This window comes from Noviherbaspirillum soli (assembly GCF_015352955.1).
Lineage (GTDB): Bacteria > Pseudomonadota > Gammaproteobacteria > Burkholderiales > Burkholderiaceae_D > Noviherbaspirillum_A > Noviherbaspirillum_A soli.
Genome location: NZ_JACYOX010000001.1, coordinates 241,801 through 261,018 on the forward strand (window position 1 = coordinate 241,801; position 19,218 = coordinate 261,018).

At 64.0% G+C, this 19,218-nt stretch carries 19 protein-coding genes; 7 read left to right on the forward strand and 12 right to left on the reverse strand.

The window, feature by feature from the left end:
- Nucleotides 1-18 precede the first annotated feature (18 nt).
- Complete coding sequence (locus IGW04_RS01045) at nucleotides 19-1,152, forward strand: hybrid sensor histidine kinase/response regulator (protein ID WP_194711157.1); 1,134 nt, start codon at nucleotides 19-21, stop codon at nucleotides 1,150-1,152.
- Nucleotides 1,153-1,174: 22 nt separating this feature from the next.
- Here IGW04_RS01045 and IGW04_RS01050 read toward each other — a convergent pair whose 3' ends face one another.
- Nucleotides 1,175-3,028, reverse strand: a complete 1,854-nt coding sequence (locus tag IGW04_RS01050; protein ID WP_194711158.1) for a hybrid sensor histidine kinase/response regulator — start codon at nucleotides 3,026-3,028, stop codon at nucleotides 1,175-1,177.
- Between the two features lie 245 nt (nucleotides 3,029-3,273).
- On the opposite strand from IGW04_RS01050, the gene IGW04_RS01055 reads away from it, so the two are divergent.
- Nucleotides 3,274-4,005 carry a phosphatase PAP2 family protein gene (locus IGW04_RS01055; protein WP_194711159.1) on the forward strand — a complete coding sequence of 244 codons (732 nt, stop codon included), beginning with the start codon at nucleotides 3,274-3,276 and terminating at the stop codon, nucleotides 4,003-4,005.
- A gap of 46 nt (nucleotides 4,006-4,051) precedes the next feature.
- Here IGW04_RS01055 and IGW04_RS01060 read toward each other — a convergent pair whose 3' ends face one another.
- Nucleotides 4,052-4,942, reverse strand: coding sequence for a pirin family protein (locus IGW04_RS01060; RefSeq protein ID WP_194711380.1), 891 nt, complete (start codon nucleotides 4,940-4,942; stop codon nucleotides 4,052-4,054).
- A gap of 44 nt (nucleotides 4,943-4,986) precedes the next feature.
- Nucleotides 4,987-5,856 (reverse strand): acyl-CoA thioesterase, encoded by an 870-nt coding sequence (locus tag IGW04_RS01065; RefSeq protein WP_194711160.1) that lies wholly within the window; start codon nucleotides 5,854-5,856, stop codon nucleotides 4,987-4,989.
- A 190-nt stretch (nucleotides 5,857-6,046) separates the two neighbouring features.
- On the opposite strand from IGW04_RS01065, the gene ppnN reads away from it, so the two are divergent.
- Nucleotides 6,047-7,417, forward strand: a complete 1,371-nt coding sequence (gene ppnN / locus IGW04_RS01070; RefSeq protein WP_194711161.1) for a nucleotide 5'-monophosphate nucleosidase PpnN — start codon at nucleotides 6,047-6,049, stop codon at nucleotides 7,415-7,417.
- On the opposite strand, the gene IGW04_RS01075 is transcribed toward ppnN, so the two are convergent.
- Nucleotides 7,410-8,159 (reverse strand): glutathione S-transferase, encoded by a 750-nt coding sequence (locus IGW04_RS01075; protein WP_194711162.1) that lies wholly within the window; start codon nucleotides 8,157-8,159, stop codon nucleotides 7,410-7,412. The two genes, ppnN and IGW04_RS01075, sit on opposite strands and share 8 nt — an antisense overlap.
- A 176-nt stretch (nucleotides 8,160-8,335) precedes the next feature.
- Here IGW04_RS01075 and IGW04_RS01080 point away from each other — a divergent pair, with 176 nt between their 5' ends.
- Nucleotides 8,336-10,066, forward strand: coding sequence for an AMP-binding protein (locus IGW04_RS01080; RefSeq protein WP_194711163.1), 1,731 nt, complete (start codon nucleotides 8,336-8,338; stop codon nucleotides 10,064-10,066).
- A gap of 69 nt (nucleotides 10,067-10,135) precedes the next feature.
- Entirely contained in the window at nucleotides 10,136-10,471 is a 336-nt protein-coding gene (locus IGW04_RS01085) for a hypothetical protein (RefSeq protein WP_194711164.1), read from the forward strand.
- Between the two features lies 1 nt (nucleotide 10,472).
- On the opposite strand, the gene IGW04_RS01090 is transcribed toward IGW04_RS01085, so the two are convergent.
- Nucleotides 10,473-11,204, reverse strand: coding sequence for an RNA pseudouridine synthase (locus IGW04_RS01090; protein WP_323744793.1), 732 nt, complete (start codon nucleotides 11,202-11,204; stop codon nucleotides 10,473-10,475).
- Between the two features lie 8 nt (nucleotides 11,205-11,212).
- On the reverse strand, nucleotides 11,213-11,935 hold the full coding sequence (locus IGW04_RS01095) for a pseudouridine synthase (protein ID WP_194711166.1): 723 nt from the start codon (nucleotides 11,933-11,935) through the stop codon (nucleotides 11,213-11,215).
- Between the two features lie 107 nt (nucleotides 11,936-12,042).
- Here IGW04_RS01095 and IGW04_RS01100 point away from each other — a divergent pair, with 107 nt between their 5' ends.
- Complete coding sequence (locus IGW04_RS01100; protein ID WP_194711167.1) at nucleotides 12,043-13,575, forward strand: glycine betaine ABC transporter substrate-binding protein; 1,533 nt, start codon at nucleotides 12,043-12,045, stop codon at nucleotides 13,573-13,575.
- Nucleotides 13,576-13,590: 15 nt separating this feature from the next.
- Here the strand turns inward: IGW04_RS01100 and IGW04_RS01105 are convergent, their stop codons facing one another.
- Nucleotides 13,591-14,277 carry an ankyrin repeat domain-containing protein gene (locus tag IGW04_RS01105; RefSeq protein WP_194711168.1) on the reverse strand — a complete coding sequence of 229 codons (687 nt, stop codon included), beginning with the start codon at nucleotides 14,275-14,277 and terminating at the stop codon, nucleotides 13,591-13,593.
- Nucleotides 14,270-15,058: a TatD family hydrolase gene (locus IGW04_RS01110; RefSeq protein ID WP_194711169.1), complete on the reverse strand. Its 789-nt coding sequence runs from the start codon at nucleotides 15,056-15,058 to the stop codon at nucleotides 14,270-14,272. Before IGW04_RS01110 ends, IGW04_RS01105 begins: the two co-directional genes overlap by 8 nt.
- A gap of 314 nt (nucleotides 15,059-15,372) precedes the next feature.
- Here IGW04_RS01110 and IGW04_RS01115 point away from each other — a divergent pair, with 314 nt between their 5' ends.
- Nucleotides 15,373-15,945: a porin family protein gene (locus IGW04_RS01115; RefSeq protein WP_194711170.1), complete on the forward strand. Its 573-nt coding sequence runs from the start codon at nucleotides 15,373-15,375 to the stop codon at nucleotides 15,943-15,945.
- A gap of 148 nt (nucleotides 15,946-16,093) precedes the next feature.
- On the opposite strand, the gene IGW04_RS01120 is transcribed toward IGW04_RS01115, so the two are convergent.
- From IGW04_RS01120 to mltG, 4 genes are all read right to left on the reverse strand, one after another.
- Nucleotides 16,094-16,459 carry a PilZ domain-containing protein gene (locus IGW04_RS01120; protein ID WP_194711171.1) on the reverse strand — a complete coding sequence of 122 codons (366 nt, stop codon included), beginning with the start codon at nucleotides 16,457-16,459 and terminating at the stop codon, nucleotides 16,094-16,096.
- A 7-nt stretch (nucleotides 16,460-16,466) separates the two neighbouring features.
- Nucleotides 16,467-17,495 (reverse strand): DNA polymerase III subunit delta', encoded by a 1,029-nt coding sequence (locus tag IGW04_RS01125; RefSeq protein ID WP_194711172.1) that lies wholly within the window; start codon nucleotides 17,493-17,495, stop codon nucleotides 16,467-16,469.
- 98 nt (nucleotides 17,496-17,593) lie between these two features.
- Nucleotides 17,594-18,205: a dTMP kinase gene (gene tmk / locus IGW04_RS01130; RefSeq protein ID WP_194711173.1), complete on the reverse strand. Its 612-nt coding sequence runs from the start codon at nucleotides 18,203-18,205 to the stop codon at nucleotides 17,594-17,596.
- Between the two features lie 17 nt (nucleotides 18,206-18,222).
- On the reverse strand, nucleotides 18,223-19,203 hold the full coding sequence (gene mltG, locus IGW04_RS01135) for an endolytic transglycosylase MltG (RefSeq protein WP_407672010.1): 981 nt from the start codon (nucleotides 19,201-19,203) through the stop codon (nucleotides 18,223-18,225).
- Between the last annotated feature and the right edge of the window lie 15 nt (nucleotides 19,204-19,218).

The following is a 19,218-nucleotide window of genomic DNA, read 5'->3' on the forward strand; positions in this document are numbered from 1 at the left end:
CATCACACTTCATTCACCATGCAAGCATCCGTAGCCACTTCCGCGCCCGCACCGGACATTCATATCCTGGTGGTCGACGACATCCAGCAAAACCTGGTGGCGATCGAGGCACTGCTGGCGCGCCCCGGCCTGACGGTGCTGAAGGCGGCATCCGGCGTGGACGCGCTGGAGATCCTGCTCAAGCAGGAGGTCGCGCTGATACTGCTCGATGTGCAGATGCCCAACATGAACGGCTTCGAATTGGCCGAACTGGTGCGCGGCAATCCGCATACCCGGGCCATCCCCCTGATCTTCATGACCGCCGCCATCAACGAGCCGCAGCGCAGCTTTCGCGGCTACCAGGCCGGCGCGGTCGACTTCCTGTACAAGCCCGTCGATCCGGAAGTCCTGCGCAGCAAGGTCAATGTCTTCGTCGAGATGTTCGCCCAGAAAAAGCAGCTCTCGTCCCAGCTCGATGAATTGCGCGAGGCGCTCAGGGTCAACGAGATGTTTACCGCGGTGCTTGGACACGACCTGCGCAATCCGCTGGCCGCGGTGCTCAACGGCGCCGAGCTGCTGCTGCTGATGTCCGGCGAAAAGAAGGTCAATGCGGTGGCGACCCGCATACGCTCCAGCGCGCAGCGCATGGAAAAGATGGTCAGCCAGCTGCTGGACGTGGCGCGCATCCGTTCGGGCGGCGTGGCGCTGGACCTGGCGCCGGGCAATGTCGAGCAGGTCTGCCGCCGCATCGCCGATGAGCTCAGGCAAGCCGGGCATACCAACCCGGTAGCCATGCACTGCACCGGAAGCGCCGATGGCGTGTTCGATCCGCATCGCATCGGCCAGGTGCTGTCCAACCTGCTGGCCAATGCGCTGGCGCATGGCGAGCCGGAAGCGCCGGTCAGCGTGGATATCGACGGCTCGGAACCGGACTGGCTGCGGCTGCGCATCCATAATCGCGGCGCCATGCCGGAGACCATGGTGGCGCAGGCCTTCATGCCGTTTCGGCCAGGCCGCGAAGGACGCGGCCAGCCTGGCCTGGGCCTTGGGCTCTATATCGTGAAGTACTTCATCGATGCCCACCGGGGCAGCATCACGCTCTCGTCCAACGTTACGGACGGCACCACCTTCACCATCCGCCTGCCGCGCCGCACCGACGCCGACGCAGCGTAGGCCATCCGCCGCAAGCCTGGCCTCAGCCGGGCGGTGACTGCCTGCGGCCGGGGGCGGCGAAGGTTGACAGCGCTTCGCTGATATCGGCGAACTTCACCGGCTTGCCGCAGAGGCGGTCGAAGCCGGCGTCGCGCGCGCGCTGCACGTCCGCCGGGCTGTTGTAGCCGGAAACGGCAACCAGCGGAATATGCTGCAGGGCCGGATCGGCGCGCAGCGCACGGGCAAAGGCAAAACCATCCATGTCGCCGGGCAGGCCAATGTCGCAGAAGATCAGCTGCGGCATGATCTCCCGCGCGATCCTGAGGCCGGAACGCGCGTCCGAGGTGATGTCCAGTTCGCAGCCCATGATTTCCAGCATGTGCCGGAACAACTGCGCGAAATCGCGGTTGTCTTCGATGGCCAGAACCCGCAGTGGCGCCTTCTCGCCGCCCGCGGCCGACTGGCTGCCCTGGCCGGCGCCGCCCGCCTGGTTCAGCAGCGGCAGCGTGACAGTGACGGTCTGGCCCTGTCCCGGACCCGGGCTGGCGGCGTGCAGGCTGCCCTGATGGAGCGCGGCGATTGCCTGTGCGGCGGTCAGGGCCACGCTCATGCTGCCCTTGCTGCCGCCGGCGGCAGGCTCGGCCAGCGGGTGGGCCTGTTCGGCAAATCCCGGCCCATGATCGCGGAAGGCGATGCTCACGGTTTGTCCCTGGACGGCGATGCCGATCTGCAGAGGACGGCCGGCGGGACTGGCTTTCAGCGCATGCTGCAGCAGGCTCTCGAACATCTGCCCGAGCCGCCGCCCATCCGCCATCACGAACACCCGGCTTTCGGTGGCTTCCAGTTCGACGGCGCAGTTTTTTTCCTGCAGGCGCGGCGCCATCTCGCGCAGGGACGCGGCCAGCACGTCATCGATCGCGGTCGGCGCGCCGGCCAGCCGGACGTCGCCAAACAGCAGCGCCGACAAGTCCACCATCCGCTCCAGCGTCTGGGTCAGGGCATGAATCTGCCGGTGCAGGATATTGCCGGCGCTGCGCAGGCGGTCGTCCGCCAGCCCCACCACCTGGAACATGTCGGACACTGCGCTGATCGCCGCGGCGGGGTTGCGCAGTTCGTGGCTGAACAGCGAAATGAAACGCTGATGCTGCAGATCCAGCTTGCGCGGCGCGGCCATGGCTTCGTCTTCCTGGACGCCGGCTGGCACGGACGCGTCAGGCGTCGGTGCGGACTCCACGGTCTCCGGCTGATGCAGCAACTGCGCAAGTTCGGGTTCGCGTTCCATGAATGCGCGCAAGTCGGGTTCCACCGCGATCTCGGGATGCAGGCGGGCCCAGAAATGCAGCTTGACGATGTAGGCCATCAGCGAGAACAGCTGCCCGCTCCACTGCCGTCCCAGCACATGCTGCACCGCGTCCCGGGCGCGCTGATTGCGTTCCGGGGCCTGGGCGATCGCGCCACAGGCCATGAACAGCGCCTGCTCGACCGGCTCGCCGGCCCGCGGCAGGCTGGTCAGCGCGCCCGGCGCCGCCAGCAGCACCTGCAGCGCAGCCTGCAGATGGGCCGCGCGCGGCGGCAGGTAGCGCAGCAGCGTCATCACCTCCTCGACCGACTGCGGCGCGGCGCTGCGGTCGCCCGCGGGATAGCCCTGCCCCAGCAGGAAGCCCGCATGCCGTATCACGCAGTAGCGGGCAGCACAGAACCGTGACAGATAAACGAACAGCCGCTCCTTGAACAAGGAGGGCAGTGGATTGTCGAGATAGGCTGCCTGCCCTTCCATCCAGAATTGCTGCAACACTTCCGGCGCGGCTGGCGTTGACAGGAACAGATTCGGTATCAGGCCGAGCCGGTTTTCAATCTCTTGTTCGAACTGCGCTTTGGACTGATAGCTGCTGGACATAAAGGATCAGGATGGCGGTCGAAAGGAATGCGGTTGAGTCAAGGAGCCTGGGCGGCAGAAGGGTCGGCCGCGCAGGCTCCCGGTTCTGAATGGCGCCGGTTCCCTGGCAGGCGGCGCATGAGCGTAACACGAAACAGCCGGCCATCGGCGCTGCCGCAGCGGCCTTTGCGCATGCGCATTGTCTGCCGTCATTCAAGCCGCGGATTGATCCGGGCCTTTGCGATACTGCGACAAGACCCCTTCCCATGAACAGCGATTCCAAGCCAACCCCTACCCCCATGCCGCTGGCCCGTGCCAGGCGCACGGAACAGCCTGGCCTGGCCGCGCCGCGCGCGCAGCGCCGGCTTGGCGCACTGGTATTCCTGCTATGCGCCCTTGGTTTCTCGCTGCTGGCCTTCCAGGTTGCCCGCGATGGGCCAGCGACCATGTTCGACCGGCCGCTCGCGCAGTGGCTGCATGCGCACAACGCACCGGCGCTGACCGATGCGCTGCTTACCATCACCCACGTGCATGCCCCGGGCGGCATCGCGGTGCTGGCCAGCGGCCTGGCGCTGTACCTGTGCCTGAAGCGGGATCATTACTGGCTGCTGGCCGTGCTGCTCACCATGCCGGCCGGCATGGCGCTGAACATGCTTCTGAAGCTGGCCTTCGCCCGCCAGCGTCCCGTCTTCGACGAGCCGCTGCTGCACCTTGTGACCTTCAGCTTCCCCAGCGGCCATGCGGCCTACAGCACGATGCTGTATGGCCTCCTGGCAGCGTATGTCGCGCACCGGGTCGACCGCTGGCAATGGCGCCTGGCCAGCGTGCTGGCCTGCGCCGCGCTGATCGGCCTGATCGCCTTCAGCCGGCTGTACCTGGGCGCGCATTACCTGACCGACGTGGTGGCGGGCATCCTCGAAGGCGTGGCCTGGCTGGCCCTGGTGTGGATGGCGGTGACCACGCTGCGCCGGCGCCGGAGGCCCGGCGCCGGCTATTAGCGCTTGTTCAAAGCCTGGCAGCCGATCGGGGCCGGGAAAGCTTGCACTAGCTGAACGACTCCGGCGCCTTCGGCTCGCCGGGCAAGGGAATGAACTCCGTCTCGCCCGGCACGGCATCGAAGCCGCCATTGCGCCAGCGTTCCTTGGCTTCCTCGATGAAGGCGCGGTCGCTGGCGACGAAATTCCACCACAGGAAGCGCTCGCCATCCATCGGCTCGCCGCCCAGCAGCATCAGCCGCGCCGGCGACAGCGCCTGCAGCGTGACCGGCTCGGACTGGTTCAGCACCGCCATCTGACCGGCGGGAAGCACGCCTTCATTGATGCTGACATCGCCCGAGAGCGGGTAGACGCCGCGCTCGGCGTAGGCATCCGGCAGCACGAAGCTGGCGCCGGCCTCCATCTCCACGGCGATATAGAACATGCTGGACAAGCACTGCACCGGCGAGGTCTGGCCGAAGGCGCTGCCGGCGATCAGCCGCATCGACACGCCGGGCATCTCGATGACGGGCAGCGTGGCGGCGGGATGGTGAACGAAGGCCGGGTCGCAGTGTTCCTGATCGCGTGGCAGCGCCACCCAGGTCTGCAATCCCTGCATCCGTGCGCCGCTGGCGCGCAGGTCGGCGGGCGTGCGCTCCGAATGCACGATGCCGCGCCCGGCCGTCATCCAGTTCACGTCGCCGGCGGTAATGCGCTGCAGCGAGCCCAGCGAATCGCGGTGTTCAATGGCGCCCTCGAACAGATAGGTCACCGTGGCCAGGCCGATATGCGGATGCGGCCGCACGTCGATGCCCTGCCCCGGTCCGAATTCCGCCGGTCCCATGTGATCGAAGAACACGAAGGGACCCACCATGCGCCGCGCCGCCGATGGCAGCAGGCGCCGCACCGAGAATCCGCCAAGGTCGCGTTCATGGGGGGCGATGGCAATGAAAGGCTGCATGGACATGGTGGTGCTCCCAGCTTCTGGTTGGTGAAATGAAGGAATCAGCCGGCGGCAGGCCGCGGACTGCGCAGCCGGATCAGTCCTTCCTGTGCAATGGTCGCCACCAGCACGCCCTGGCGGTCGTACACATAACCCAGGCACAGGCCGCGGCCGCCGGAGGCGTTCGGGCTTTCCATCTCGAAGCGCAGCCAGTCGTCCATCCGGAACGGCCGGTGGAACCAGATGGTGTGGTCGAGGCTGGCGATCTGCAGCCGGCGGTCGCCGGGGCGCACATCGTGCGGCTGCAGCGAGGTCCACAGCAGGCCGTAATCGGAGACGTAGGCAAACAGCGCTTCATTGATCAGCGGGTCGTCGCCCAGCGCGATCGGCGCGCGGGTCCACACCTGCTTGTTTGGCTCGGTGGTATGGCTGCTGAAGATATCGCCGCCGCTCTCGGCCCGGAAATCGACCGGCACCGGCTGGTAGGGCCGCGCTGCATTGGCTTGGTCGCGCCAGCGCGGCAGCAGCGATTCGATCCGCTCCGGATCGGCGTCGGTAGGCATGTCCTTCTGGTGCGACAGGCCCACTTCCACCGCCTGGAACGAGGCCGACATCACAAAGATCCGCCGTCCTTCCTGGAACGCTACCACGCGCCGGGTGCTGAAGCTGCCGCCGTCACGCACGCGCTCGACTTCATAATCGATCGGCAGCCTGTGATTGCCCGCCAGCAGGAACATCGCATGCATCGAATGCGGACGGCGGCCGTCGACCGTCTTGACCGCCGCATACAGCGACTGGCCCAGCACCTGTCCGCCGAAGACGTTGGGGCTGCCCATGAAGTGGCTCTGGCCACGGTAGCGGTCGGCGCCGGTTTCCTCCAGTTGCAGCAGGCGGATGATTTCTTCGGTGTTGTAGAGCGTCGGGTCTGACATGGGCAAGGATGGAATGTTAAACGGAATGAAACGCATCTTAGTCCAGTTTGACCACTGTCGTCGATGATCGACTAGGTTAAGGTTTCGACAATACCTAGGAGTATGATGCTCCCATGCGCGGCCATCCGGCCGGCTCTCCCGGGACGGCCGCGCATGCACCTGATGATCTCCACTTATGGAAGCACGCCCCATGGAATATAAAGTCGTCGACACCCAGATCTCTCCGGAAGGCCGCCTGGAAGTCCTGTCAAAGGCCGAAATTCACAAATTGCTGGATAACAGCCACGGCGGACTGCACCAGGTCTTCCGCAACTGTTCCCTCGCCGTGCTCAACTGCGGCAACTACCTCGACGACGGCAAGGAACTGCTGGAACGCTACCCTTCGTTCGACATCGACATCATCGAGCGGGAACGCGGCATCAAGCTCGACATCAAGGGCGCGCCGGCCAGCGCCTTCGTCGACGACAAGATGATCAAGGGCATCCACGAGCACCTGTTCGCCGTGCTGCGCGATGTGCTGTTCATTGCCGACGAAGTCAACGGCAACGTCAATTTCGACCTCAACACCTCGGCTGGCATCACCGACGCGGTGTTCCACATCATGCGCAATGCCGGCGTGATGCGCCCGCTGACCAATCCCAATCTCGTGGTCTGCTGGGGCGGCCATTCGATTTCCCGGCTGGAGTACGACTATTCGAAGAAGGTCGGCTACGAACTCGGGTTGCGCATGCTCGACATCTGCACCGGCTGCGGCCCGGGCGCGATGAAAGGTCCGATGAAGGGCGCCACCATAGGCCATGCGAAACAGCGCATCGGCACCGGCCGCTATCTAGGCATTTCCGAGCCGGGCATCATTGCGGCCGAGTCGCCCAACCCGATCGTCAATGACCTGGTGATCCTGCCCGACATCGAGAAGCGGCTGGAGGCGTTCGTGCGCACCGGCCATGGCATCGTCGTGTTCCCGGGCGGCGCCGGCACCGCCGAGGAAATCCTCTACATCCTCGGCATCCTGCTGCACCCGGACAATGCGGAGCAGCCCTTCCCGCTGGTCTTCACCGGTCCGCAGAACTCGGCCGACTATTTCGCCCAGATCGACGCCTTCATTGGCCTCACGCTCGGCGAGGCGGCGCAGCGGCGCTATGAAATCATCATCGACGACCCGGTGCGGGTGGCCAAGACGATGGAAGCCGGCATGCGGCGCGTCAGGGAATTCCGCAAGGCCCGCACCGACGCCTATTACTTCAACTGGACGCTGAAGATCGACCACGAGTTCCAGAAACCCTTCCTGCCGACCCACGAGAACATGCGCAACCTGCGCCTGCACAAGAACCAGCCGACTCACCTGCTGGCAGCCGACCTGCGGCGGGCGTTTTCTGGCGTGGTGGCCGGCAACGTGAAGGAGCAAGGCATACGGGCGATCGAGCAGTACGGCCATTTCGAGATCCATGGCGATCCGGCCATCATGGAGCCGATGGACGCCCTGCTGACCGCGTTCGTCGAGCAGCACCGGATGAAGCTGCCCGGCAAGCAGTACGTTCCGTGCTACCGGGTCATCAAGTAGGGTTGGCGTAGGTCTGCGGCGCCTCCTGGTCGGCGTCGAGTTCGGGATAGTGCCGGAAAATGCCTTGTTCGTTGAACGGCAGGCGGCGCGGGGATTGCAGGTAGGCGGCAATCCTCGGCCGCCGCGCCACGGCGTCATGCAGGGCCATCAGGTGCGGCAGGCCGGGCGTCAGGTGCGCCAGCGCCTTGGGAAAGGCATAGTTCAGCCCCTCGATCAACTGGAACATCGACAGGTCGGCATAGCTCAGCGCCGCGCCCGCCAGGCAGTCCGGACCGTCCGGGTTCGCCTGCAGTATCCCCTCGAAGTAGCGCAGGAATTTTTCCATGCGCGCCCCGGTAAAGTCGCGGGCGCGTCGCAGCGCCTCGCTTTTCTGGTCGTCGTAGTACATCCCCGACGCCACGGGATGATGGGTGTCATGGGCCTCGGTCACCATGTCCGCGATCGTCAGCTGCAGTTGATTCACCCAGCAACGTCCGGCTTCCGGCACAGGCGCCAGTCCGAGCCGCGGTCCGAGGAAATACAGGATATTGGCCGTCTGGCCGATCACCAATCCGTCAGTCACGAGGAATGGCGGTGCAAACGGCGGGTGAAACGCATCACGCTGCCCCATGGCCGCCATCAGGGCCGGACTTCCTTCGTCCCGGGCAACGTCCTGGTAGCCCACGCCGCTCTCCTCGAGGGCCAGCCTGACAAATTCACCGCGGCCCTGTATGCCTGGCCAGTAATACAGCTGATAAGTCATGAGCATTTCCTTTACCGCTGAACGGGCAGCCATTGGCAACAAGTGACCGCAAGCGGTCCCAAAGATGCTACTCAGCAATGTTAATAAAGAATAATTATTGTTGTTGAAACATTCCTCGTGAACGAATGTTCGATCCCGCGAACGGCGCATACCGACTTTACCGGGAGAATGACTGAATGACCGCGGAATCAAACGTATCTGGACAGCAAAATCTGGTTCAGGCCCTCATTCACCGTGCTGCCAGAAATCCCGACGAAACAGCCTATCACTTCATCAGTGATCTTCCCGGCACCCATATCAAGCTTACTTGCGCAAACCTGCTGTGGGAGGCAGCCAGCCTTGCCGTGGTCCTGCAGCAAGGAAACCTCGCCGGCAAACCTGTACTGCTCGCCTGCCGCACCAATTGCGCCTTCGTGATTGGCTTCTACGCCTGCCTGCTGGCTGGCGGGATCGCCGTGCCGACCGCACCGCCGCGACGGGAAAGCCTGAAGCAACGCATCCAGTTCATCGCCCGCCATGCCGGTGCGGCGGCGATCCTGACCGACAGCGACAGCGTGATGGCAACCAGCTTCACACCGGAACTGCCCAGGATCGCCATACCGCAGGATAACGATGGGGCTGGCCGGGCCGATCCCTGCATGTGGGAACCGACGGAAATCCGCCCGGATACGCCGGCGCTGATCCAGTACACCTCGGGCACTGCTGCCGACCCGCATGGCATATTGCAGACCCACGGCCGACTGGCGCGCGCCTGCGCCGCCGTCCGCCGTTCCTTCGGGCATGACCCGCAGAGTGCCAGCCTGATAACGCTGCCCCTGTTCCATGAAGTCGGCCTGATGTATGGCGTTCTGGAGCCGATGATGAGTGGCATTCCGGCCATGCTGATGACGCCCGCCCAGTTCGTGCAGCGTCCGGGGCGCTGGCTCTACCTGGTCCAGCACCACCGCGTCACCACCATCGGCGGCCCGAATTTCATGTTTGATATCCTGCTGCGCAAAATGCGTCCCAATCATCTTCGCGGCGTTGACCTGTCGTCGCTTCGGGTGTGCTTTTGCACCGGAGAACAGGTGCGCGCCGCCACCCTGGCCCGCCTGCTCGATCTGCTGGGCCCGGTTGGCTTGAAGCAGCAGGCGCTCCTGCCATGCTACAGCCTGAGCGAGGCCGGTCGCCATGTCACCGGTTCACTGGGAAAGGAAGGGCCGGACATGGACCAGCCCGGCATTGCCGGCCTGTCGCATCCCGTGGTGAGCTGCGGCATGCCGCACGACGACTGCCGCATCCTGGTGGTCGATCCGGTCTCGCGGCGTCAGGCCGCCGAGTGCGAGGTCGGGGAAATCTGGCTGCAGTGCGATTCCGCCGGCCTGGCCTACTGGAATGAGCCACTGGTTTCCGAGGCGGTGTTCGGCGCCTTGCTGGCCGACGGCGACGGTCCGTTCATCCGCACCGGCGACATCGCGTATCTGCGTTCCAGCGAACTCTTCGTCGTCGGCCGCCTGGCCGACCGGATCCGGCTGTGCGGCGCCTACCATGCGCCGCAGGACCTGGAACTGCTGGCCGAGCGCAGCCATTGCGGTCTGCGCCCCTCCTCCTCCGCAGCATTCACGGTGGATGGCGTGGAACGTCCCAAACTGGTGATCGTCTGTGAAATCAGGCGGGAACTCATGCGCCGCCGCGAAAAGTGGCCTCAGATAGAGACGGCGATCCGCAATGCGATCCGGCGGGTGCACCTGCTGCCCGTGGACGATGTGGTGCTGCTGGCATCGGGCAGCCTGCCCAAGACCTCCAGCGGCAAGGTCCGCCGTAACCAGTGTCGCATCGATTACCTCAACGGCATGCTGCCCACTGCGGACGCATACGAGCGCCGGCGACGCCATGGCACCGAACCGGCGATGGCTTCCCATTACTAAGTTCCTGCGACGCACGGCCAGAGGCCGGGCCGCTACCCCAGCCAACTCACCCACTAGCGGACACGAACCATGCCCCCTGTACAAACCGGCAATGCCAATCACTATGCGCTGCGCATCGAAGGACATGCCTGGCTCGACGACCTGACGATAGAGCAGATATGGGCGGTGCTGAAGGCGGCTTTCCAGCCACTGCCGCCGCGCCAGGAACTGATGTTCATGATCATGATGCCCAACGGCGCAACGCCATGCCGGTGCCTGCCCCGATCCGTGTTTGAGTCGTCCCTGCGCACGCCGGCCATGCTGGAGGACGCGCTAGGCTCGACTATGCCGCCATCCCGCGATGACCGTCCTTATTTCCGGTTGGCGAGTGGCAGCGCGAACTCGAAGTCGGCCAGCCTGTCGTGACCTAGAATTTCTCGTAGCCGGCCAGGTAGCGCCACTGGCCCGGCTCAAGCCCTGCCAGAGGCGACCGGCCGATACGGATGCGGCGCAGCGCAACCAGTCCGAGGCCGGCTTCGGTGCACAAACGCTCGATCAGGCCGCGCGGCGGTGTCTTGAGCACGATGCGCACGCGGGTTTCGCTCTGGCGGCTAGCTTTCAGGCCGGTCACTGCCTTGCCATTGAACTGCATGCCCTGGTTGATCCGCGCCAGTTGCTCGTCACTCACCTGCGTGCCGGTGTCGACGATGTATTCATGCTCGATCCGGACCGCATCGTCCACCAGCCGGCGCGCCACGCGCCAGTCCTGCGTCAGAACCAGCAGTCCGCTGGCCTGGGTTTCGAGGCCATCGGTCAGCTGCAGGCCGACGAAGTGCTTCTTCAGCGGACGTATGCCGGAGCGGTCGACGGCGCTGCGCATGGCGAGCGTCAGCGCCGGCAGGATCAGTCCGGCGTCCGGCTTGCCGGCGGGCCCGGTGTCGAGTCCGACCGGCTTGTGAAACAGCAGCGTGACCGGCGGCGCCGCTTCGGCGCGTGCGCCGGCAGCGAGGACGACGCGGTTCTCCGGGCCCACACGCAGGCCCGGCTCCTCGCACACCTGGCCGTCGACCAGCACCCAGCCGCCTTCGATGTATTGCTGCGCCTCGTTGCGCGAACAGCCGGTTTCCTGGGCCAGGCGCTTGGCGAGGCGGAGTGTCACGAGCTCGCTCATTGGGCGGCAGGCGCCAGCAGCGCCAGTTGTTCCGGATCCAGATAGCACCACTGGCCGGGCGCCAGGCCCAGCGCATCCAGAGTCAGGCCGCCGATCGCGACGCGCCGCAACGCCGAGCAGTGATTGCCGGCTGCGGCCAGCATGCGCTTGACCTGATGGTATTTGCCCTGTTCCAGCACGATCTCCAGTTCATTTTCAGACACCCTTGCACAGCGGTGCGCCGCCAGCGGCGCGGGTTCGTCATGCAGCTGCACGCCGTTGCGCAACCGCTCAAGCAGTTCGTCGGTGACCGCTTCATGGGTGGTGGCGACATAGACCTTGGGCACATGCCGGCGCGGCGACGACTGGGCATGGATGAAGGCGCCGTCGTCCGACATCAGCAGCAGGCCGGTGGTGTCATGGTCCAGCCGGCCGACGGGCTGCACCTCGCGCCAGGTGAATTGTTCCGGCAACAGCGTCAGCACGCCGGGATGGTGGCTGGGCTTGCGCGAACACTCGATGTCCACCGGCTTGTTCAGTGCGATATAAATATGCTGCCGGTAAGCCCATTCCTCGCCAAACACGGTGAAGACCAGGTGGTCGGGGTCCAGCGCCAGCCGGTAGTCATCGACCGGCTGGCCGTTGACCGTGACTTCACCATCCTCCACCAGTTGCCGGCACCATTTGCGGCTGCCGAAGCCCTGCGACTGCAGCATGCGATCCAAAGTCAGTTTGCTCATGGCGGCACTGTACCAGAAGCGACTTCCGTTTCTGCGGCCGATTCCGGTTAAGCTAGAGCGCCTTCGCCCGCCAATCCGGGCAACAGGCCCACGATGACGGACACCCTATGCTCTTGAAGCTCCTGCGCACGCTCGCAGCCATCCTGCTGATCGCAGCAACGCCGCTCACCCAGGCCGGACAGCCGCTGCAGGTCGGCTCCAAGCGCTTTACCGAGTCCTATGTGCTGGGCGAGATCCTGACCGCTGCGGCCAATGCCGCTCAAGCCGGCCAGGCCGTGCATCGCCGGGGCCTGGGCAATACCGCCATCCTGTTCGAAGCCCTGAAGGCTGGCAGCATCGATGTCTATCCGGAATACCTGGGCACCATCAGCCAGGAAATACTGCGTCATGCCGGACCGGTGCCGCTGGAACAGGTCCGGCATGAACTGGCGGCGCTGGGACTGGGCGCAGATGTGCCGCTGGGCTTCAACAACAGTTACGCGCTGGCCATGCCTGAAGACCAGGCGCAAAAACTCGGCATCGTCAGGCTGAGCGACCTGGCGCGTCATCCAATGCTCAGGCTGGGCTTGTCGCATGAATTCATCGGCCGCGCCGACGGCTGGCCGGGCCTTGCCCGGCGTTATCGGCTGGCCAACCAGCCCCGCAGCCTGGACCATGGCATTGCCTACGATGCCCTGGCCGCGCGCCAGATCGACGTGATGGACATCTATACGACCGACGCCCGCATCGAGCGCATGGGCCTGCGGGTTCTCGAAGACGATCTCGGCTATTTCCCGCGCTACGACGCGATGCTGCTGTACCGGCTGGATGCGCCCGGGCGTTTTCCGGTCGCCTGGCGCGCGCTGCAGCGACTCGAAGGCAGCATCAGCCAGCAGCGGATGATTGCGCTGAATGCCGCGGTCGAGCTGGAAGGCCGCAGCTTTGCCCAGGCGGCGGAGGGTTTCCTGAGGGATGGGCCCGCCCACCCGGCAAAGGATAGCGGCGCCAGGCCAGCCGGCGCGGGCGCCGCGCCCAGCGGCTTGCAGGCCAAGCTGCTGGACCGGTTGCTTCCGCTGACGGGGCAGCACCTGTTCCTGGTGCTTGTTTCCGTGGCGGCAGCAACGGCGACAGGCGTGCCGCTTGGCCTGGCAGCCTCCCTGGTGCCGGGCTTGCGCCAGCCGGTGCTCGGGCTGGCTGGCGTATTGCAGACCATACCATCGCTGGCCCTGCTCGCCATGCTGATACCGCTGCTGGGTGCGATCGGCACCCGGCCGGCACTGATCGCGCTATCCGTCTATGCGCTGCTGCCCATCGTGCGCAACACCTGTGCCGGGCTGGCGCAGGTGCCTAACGGCCTGCGCCAGGCAGCGCAGGCGCTGGGCATGCGCCGTGCCGACATACTGCTGCTGGTGGAACTGCCGCTGGCATGGCCGCTGATCCTGGCGGGCGTGAAAACCGCGGCGGTCATGACGGTGGGGACGGCAACCATCGCCGCCTTCATCGGCGCCGGCGGCTATGGAGAACGGATTGCGGTCGGACTGGCGCTCAACGACAACCAGATGCTCCTGGCCGGCGCCATTCCTTCCGCCTTGCTGGCGCTCGTCACGCAAGGCTTGTTCGAACTGGCGGAACGTGCGCTGCGCCGGCGCGGCAATAGCTAAACATGCACGCCTGACTTACAGCTTGCCGGCCTTTTTCAGCCGGTAAGTCAGGCCTTCGACGATGTCCTTGAAGCCGCCGACACGGGCAAAATCGAGCGCCGTCATGCCCGCGCCATTCTTCAGGGTCAGGTCGGCGCCTTCGTCCAGCAACAGCTTCACCGTCAGAATATGGCCGCCCCGCGCCGCCATCATGATGGGCGTGGTCTGGTTCGGCGATTCCGCGTCGATATAGGCGGAATGGTCCAGCAGCAGCTGCACGATCTGGTTGTTGCCCACCGCGGCGGCGTAATGCAGCGCAGCCCAGCCGGTCTGGTTCGGCTCCGCGCCCTTGTCCAGCAGTGCCTTTGCCACGTCGTACCTGCCCTTGTAGGCCGCCATCATCAGTGCGGTGTCGCCATTGCGGGCGCGGGCATCGAGGTTGACGTCTTTCGTATTGAGCAGCAGGTCGAACACCTTGCCGGCATCCTCGCGCACGGCAATGATCAGCCCGGTCTCGCCGCGCTCTTCCTCCACCGTGTTGGGGTCGAACCCGCGCTGCAGCAACGACCGGACCAATTTGATGTTGTCGAGCTTGACCGCGCTGAAATAGTCGTCGTAAGCACCTGCGAAAGCGAGGCCGGGCAAGACAGAGAGAAGGACCGGCACCGCCAGCAAGCGCAGCGCCTGGCGGCGGGAAAGGCGGGAAGTCAGGACGTCATGCATGGGCGTGGGCGCTGGAAAACAGCTTGAAGAAGTTGTCGGTGGTATGGTGGGCGATCCGCTCCAGCGGTTCGCCGCGCAGCGTGGCGATGAACTCCGCTACATGCCTGACGAAGGCCGGCTCATTGGTCTTGCCGCGGAACGGCACCGGCGCAAGATACGGGGCATCGGTCTCGATCAGCATGCGATCAAGCGGAACGGCACGGGCTACCGCCTGCAATTCCCGTGCGCTCTTGAAGGTCACGATCCCGGAAAACGAGATATAAAAACCCATTGCAATGGCCGCCTCGGCCACTTCCAGCGATTCGGTGAAGCAATGCATCACGCCGGCGACGCCGCCCTTGTCGGTGCCTGCGCCCTCCTCGCGCATGATGCGCAGCGTGTCTTCGGCGGCGGCGCGGGTGTGAATGATCAGGGGTTTGCGAGTGGCGCGCGATGCACGAATGTGCGTGCGAAAGCGTTCTCGCTGCCATTCGAGGTCACCCTCCAGGCGGTAGTAATCCAGACCGGTTTCGCCAATTGCAATGATCTTCGGATGGTCGGACAGGCGGGCCAGATCGTCCACGGAAGGTTCCGGCGTGTCCGGATAATCGGGATGCACGCCGACCGATGCATAGATATGCGGATGCCGCTCGGCCAGTTCCAGCACCTGCGGGAAGTCAGGCAGGTCCACCGACACGCACAGCGCATGCGTGACACGGTTTTCCGCCATGCGGTTGAGCAGTTCCGGCATGCGCTCGGCAAAATCCGGAAAATTGATGTGGCAATGGGAATCGATGAACATAGCCCGCCATTGTACGCAATGGCGCAAGCGCTTGCCGGGCTCAGCTGCCGGCCACTGCATCGCATTGCGGAACTCTGCTGGTCATCAGGCGGATGAGGACGCTTGCGTCGCCACAAGCGCGTTAACAGTTCGTTGCCTGTCAAGATCATGCCGGCGAAGAGCATCGCAAAAATACAGTGTGTTCTGATCTTAAAAACAGAGCGATCCTCCTTCCTTTCCAGACAGGAACTCTCCACTGCAGTTGGTTACCCTAGTAAGGCTGCTTTTGGCTTTCGAATGCGGCAAATTCTTTAAAGGTATTCCTGGGGAAAATAATGAATAAAACTCTTTTGACCGTATTGCTGACCACCGCACTTCTGCTCTCCGCCTCGGCGCATGCCGCAGGCGCCTATATCGGCGCCAACGTCGGCAGTGCCGAGCACAAATTGTCCATCGATGGCGATTCGGGCAAGGAACACAAGACTGGCGTCAAGCTGTACGGCGGCTACGCCCTGACTGAAAACTTTGGCATCGAAGCCGGTTATGCCCACCTCGGCAAAGTGAGCGATTCAGATACGGACGGCGTCAATACGGCCTCGCTGGACTACCGCGCCCGCGCCCTGTATATCGCTGGCACCGCCGCCCTGCCGCTGAGCCCGGAATTCTCGGTGTTTGCCAAGGCCGGACTTACTGCCAACCACGGCAAGGTCACGGCGCGGCTGAACGGTTTTAGCGACAGCATGAGCAGGTCCAATACCACCGCGATGTTCGGCATCGGCGCCGAGTACAGCTTTGCAAAGAATGTGAGCGTGGTTGCGGAGTATGAAAACTTTGGCAAGGTCATTGACGAGAACGAAGGCAATACCAAGGCGCAGATGGTTTCCGTCGGCCTGCGCTACAAGTTCTGAGGAAGCAGTGTTCTGATCGTTGTTTGGGGAAGCCGATGTTTTTCCTGGCTTCTCTTCGCATTTCCGGCGCCCATGCCGCCGCCGGCTCTACCGAATCACCTGCCGCTTACACGCCGGGCGGTTCAACATACCCCAGGAGTGGAAGCGCCTATAGCGTGTGGGTGGCCCGCGAAGACGTGATTGCCGCGCCGAGGATTTCTTCGATACGCTGGCGTGTGCGCTGGCCGCTCTCATCGGCCGGAAAATGAACCCCGATGCCAGGCGCCTTGTTATTGTGGGCGCCGGCTGGCGTTACCCACACCACCTTGCCCGCGATCGGATATTTGCTGGCATCGTCCATCAGCGACAGGATCAGGTAGATTTCGTCGCCCAACTGGTAGCTGCGGCTGGTCGGAACGAAAATGCCGCCGTTCGCCAGAAACGGCATGTAAGCAGCATACAGCGCCGCCTTTTCCTTGACGGACAGCGAGAGGACGGAGGGACGGGGCGGCGAGGCGCCGCTGATTTCTGCCATGGCGAACCTATGCAAAAACGGTGGAGTAATCCAGCAACATGTCTTCGATGAACAGCTTGGGCGACAGCGGGTGGTCGGCAATGGCCCGTCTTTCATTCATCGACTTCAATACCGCCAGCAGCTTGATCGGGTCCGCACGCATGGCAAGCGCATCGATTTCCCGGCGGTGTTTTGGATAATAACGGATCTTTCCGGAAAACTTGACGGAAAACACGTCATAGAGCCAGCGCTGCAGCCAGGCGGTTACTTCGGCCGGCGGGGATTTCTGCAACTGGTCTGCCGTCTTCAACGCCGCCTCGGCTGCCGGCTTGGCCAGATGCGCCAGCAGCGTCTCGACCGCCTCGCGCGACCCTGCCTGTGACTGCGTCAGCGCCGACAGCGGCGCGCCACCCTGCTCGGCCAGCCAGCTTTCCCCATCTCCCACGCCCTGTTCCTTTAGCCAGGCCAGCGCCTGCGCCGCGCCGGGCATGGTCAGCGGTACCTTGCGACAACGCGAGACGATGGTTGGAAGCAGACGGTCGATATTGTGGCTCACCATCAGGAAGACTGTTGCGGGAGGCGGCTCTTCCAGCGTTTTCAGCAAGGCATTGGCGGCAATCGCGTTCAGCGCTTCAGCCGGATACAGCAGCACGACGCGCCGGCCGCTTCGATGGGTCGATACGTTGATGAAGTTGGCAAGTGACCGGATCTGCTCAATGCGGATTTCCCTGGAGGCGCCTTTCTCCGCCTTCGCCGCCTTAGCGGTTTCGGCGCCTGCGTCATCCACGGCGCTGGCATCTTCCAGGCTTTCCGGACGCACCCGCCGATAATCCGGATGCGCATACTGGGCAAACCAGCCACAGGCCAGGCAATGCCCGCAGGCATGGCCATCCGGCAGAGGCGATTCGCACAGCAGCGCTTGGGCGAGTTGCTCGGCAAACCGTGTTTTCCCGATCCCCTCTGGTCCGTGCAGCAACACCGCATGCGGAAAACGCTCGCGCATCTGCATCACTTGGGACCAGGTTTCGGCTTGCCAAGGCAAAGTCTGGTTAGTCATTGTGCCCATTGCTTCCCGACCATACTCACTTCACAAACCACTTTAACTTTCCCCGAATTTCTATTCATAATCAGTTGCTTGCAAAGCAAAGCTGAAGTTCATCCCAACTCTCCGACAATTGCCGCAAGCACTTGATTTACTTCATTTATTGGCTTGGTGGAATCGATCAGTCGAAAACGCTTGGGAAACTGTTCTGCCCGCCGCAGATATTCGGCCTGGGTAGCGGCAAAGAAGGTCGCCTGCTCCTGTTCAAAACGATCGAGGTCGCGCGACTTGTCAAGACGGGCGCGGGCCACCTCCAGCGGCACATTGAACAGCAGCGTCAGGTCGGGTTGCAGATGCGGATGCACCCAGGCTTCCAGTGCGTCCAGTTTGTCCCGCGCCAGCCCGCGGCCGCCGCCCTGATAGGCAAAGGTGGCATCGGTAAATCGGTCGGAAACGACCCAGTCGCCGCGGGCAAGCGCTGGTTCGATCACTTGTGCGAGATGCTCCCGGCGCGATGCGAACATCAGCAGCGCCTCGGTTTCCAAGTGCATTTTTTCCTTCAGCAACAGGCCACGCAACTGCTCGCCCAGAGGCGTACCGCCGGGCTCGCGGGTAGTGATGACGGTATGGCCCATTTCATGGAGCAATGAGGCGACGAAGGACAGGTGGGTGGACTTGCCGGCGCCGTCTATGCCTTCGAAGGTAATGAATTTTCCTGGTTTCATGAATGTTGAAGCGATGACTATCGTTGGTATTTGTTCACTGCCTGGTTGTGTTCCGTCAGGCTGCCGGAAAAATGGCTGGTGCCGTCGCCGCGGGCGACGAAGTACAGCGCATCGGTGCGGGCCGGATTCAGCGCCGCGGCCAGCGCAGCAGTACCAGGCAGCGCGATCGGCGTCGGCGGAAGGCCGGCGCGGGTGTAGGTGTTGTACGGCGTATCGGTCTGCAGGTCGCGCTTGCGGATATTGCCGCGGAAACGTTCGCCCATGCCGTAGATCACGGTGGGATCGGTCTGCAGCATCATGCCCTGTCGCAGGCGGTTGACGAACACGCCGGCAATCAGGTCACGCTCGGATTTCTGGCCAGTCTCCTTTTCCACGATGGACGCCATGATCAGCGCCTCGTACGGGGACTTGTAGGGCAGGCCCGGCGCGCGGGCGGCCCAGTTCTCCTCCAGCTTTTTCTGCATCAGCGCGTGGGCGCGCCGGTAGATCTGCAGGTCGCTGGCGCCCTTGGCAAACAAATAGGTATCGGGGAAGAACAGTCCTTCCGGCTGACGGTAGTCCGGCGTCACCTTGGCCAGCAGTTCTTCGTCGCTCATGTTAACGGTGTCGTGCTTGAGTGCCGCATTGTCAGCGATGGCCTGCCGCATCTGGCGGAAAGTCCAGCCTTCGATCACGACCAGCGCGTGCTGCGCGAATTCGCCGCGCACCAGCTGCTCGACCAGCCGGCGCGGCGTGGTGCCAGGTTCCAGTTCGTACGCGCCGGCCTTGATCCTGCCGCTCTTGCCGCTCAGCCTGACCAGCGCTTCCAGCAGCAGCGGCTGCACCGGCACGCCGGCCGCTGCCACCTGCTCGGCCGCGCCACGCACGCCGCTGCCGGCTTCGATGGTAAAGCCGATCGCCTCGCCATCCTTCTTCATGATGGGCTGCCCGGCCCAATAGGTGAAGCCGAACGCCAGCGTCGCGACAAGGACGGTCATTACTGAAAGAAACTTTTTCACACCACTCCGCCTGTT

Bases quoted from the DNA above. Each gene is read 5' to 3' on its own strand.
- IGW04_RS01045 (WP_194711157.1), top strand. From the start codon at position 19: ATGCAAGCATCCGTAGCCACTTCCGCGCCCGCACCGGACATTCATATC.
- IGW04_RS01050 (WP_194711158.1), bottom strand. From the start codon at position 3,028: ATGTCCAGCAGCTATCAGTCCAAAGCGCAGTTCGAACAAGAGATTGAA.
- IGW04_RS01055 (WP_194711159.1), top strand. From the start codon at position 3,274: ATGAACAGCGATTCCAAGCCAACCCCTACCCCCATGCCGCTGGCCCGT.
- IGW04_RS01060 (WP_194711380.1), bottom strand. From the start codon at position 4,942: ATGCAGCCTTTCATTGCCATCGCCCCCCATGAACGCGACCTTGGCGGA.
- IGW04_RS01065 (WP_194711160.1), bottom strand. From the start codon at position 5,856: ATGTCAGACCCGACGCTCTACAACACCGAAGAAATCATCCGCCTGCTG.
- ppnN (WP_194711161.1), top strand. From the start codon at position 6,047: ATGGAATATAAAGTCGTCGACACCCAGATCTCTCCGGAAGGCCGCCTG.
- IGW04_RS01075 (WP_194711162.1), bottom strand. From the start codon at position 8,159: ATGACTTATCAGCTGTATTACTGGCCAGGCATACAGGGCCGCGGTGAA.
- IGW04_RS01080 (WP_194711163.1), top strand. From the start codon at position 8,336: ATGACCGCGGAATCAAACGTATCTGGACAGCAAAATCTGGTTCAGGCC.
- IGW04_RS01085 (WP_194711164.1), top strand. From the start codon at position 10,136: ATGCCCCCTGTACAAACCGGCAATGCCAATCACTATGCGCTGCGCATC.
- IGW04_RS01095 (WP_194711166.1), bottom strand. From the start codon at position 11,935: ATGAGCAAACTGACTTTGGATCGCATGCTGCAGTCGCAGGGCTTCGGC.
- IGW04_RS01100 (WP_194711167.1), top strand. From the start codon at position 12,043: ATGCTCTTGAAGCTCCTGCGCACGCTCGCAGCCATCCTGCTGATCGCA.
- IGW04_RS01105 (WP_194711168.1), bottom strand. From the start codon at position 14,277: ATGCATGACGTCCTGACTTCCCGCCTTTCCCGCCGCCAGGCGCTGCGC.
- IGW04_RS01110 (WP_194711169.1), bottom strand. From the start codon at position 15,058: ATGTTCATCGATTCCCATTGCCACATCAATTTTCCGGATTTTGCCGAG.
- IGW04_RS01115 (WP_194711170.1), top strand. From the start codon at position 15,373: ATGAATAAAACTCTTTTGACCGTATTGCTGACCACCGCACTTCTGCTC.
- IGW04_RS01120 (WP_194711171.1), bottom strand. From the start codon at position 16,459: ATGGCAGAAATCAGCGGCGCCTCGCCGCCCCGTCCCTCCGTCCTCTCG.
- IGW04_RS01125 (WP_194711172.1), bottom strand. From the start codon at position 17,495: ATGACTAACCAGACTTTGCCTTGGCAAGCCGAAACCTGGTCCCAAGTG.
- tmk (WP_194711173.1), bottom strand. From the start codon at position 18,205: ATGAAACCAGGAAAATTCATTACCTTCGAAGGCATAGACGGCGCCGGC.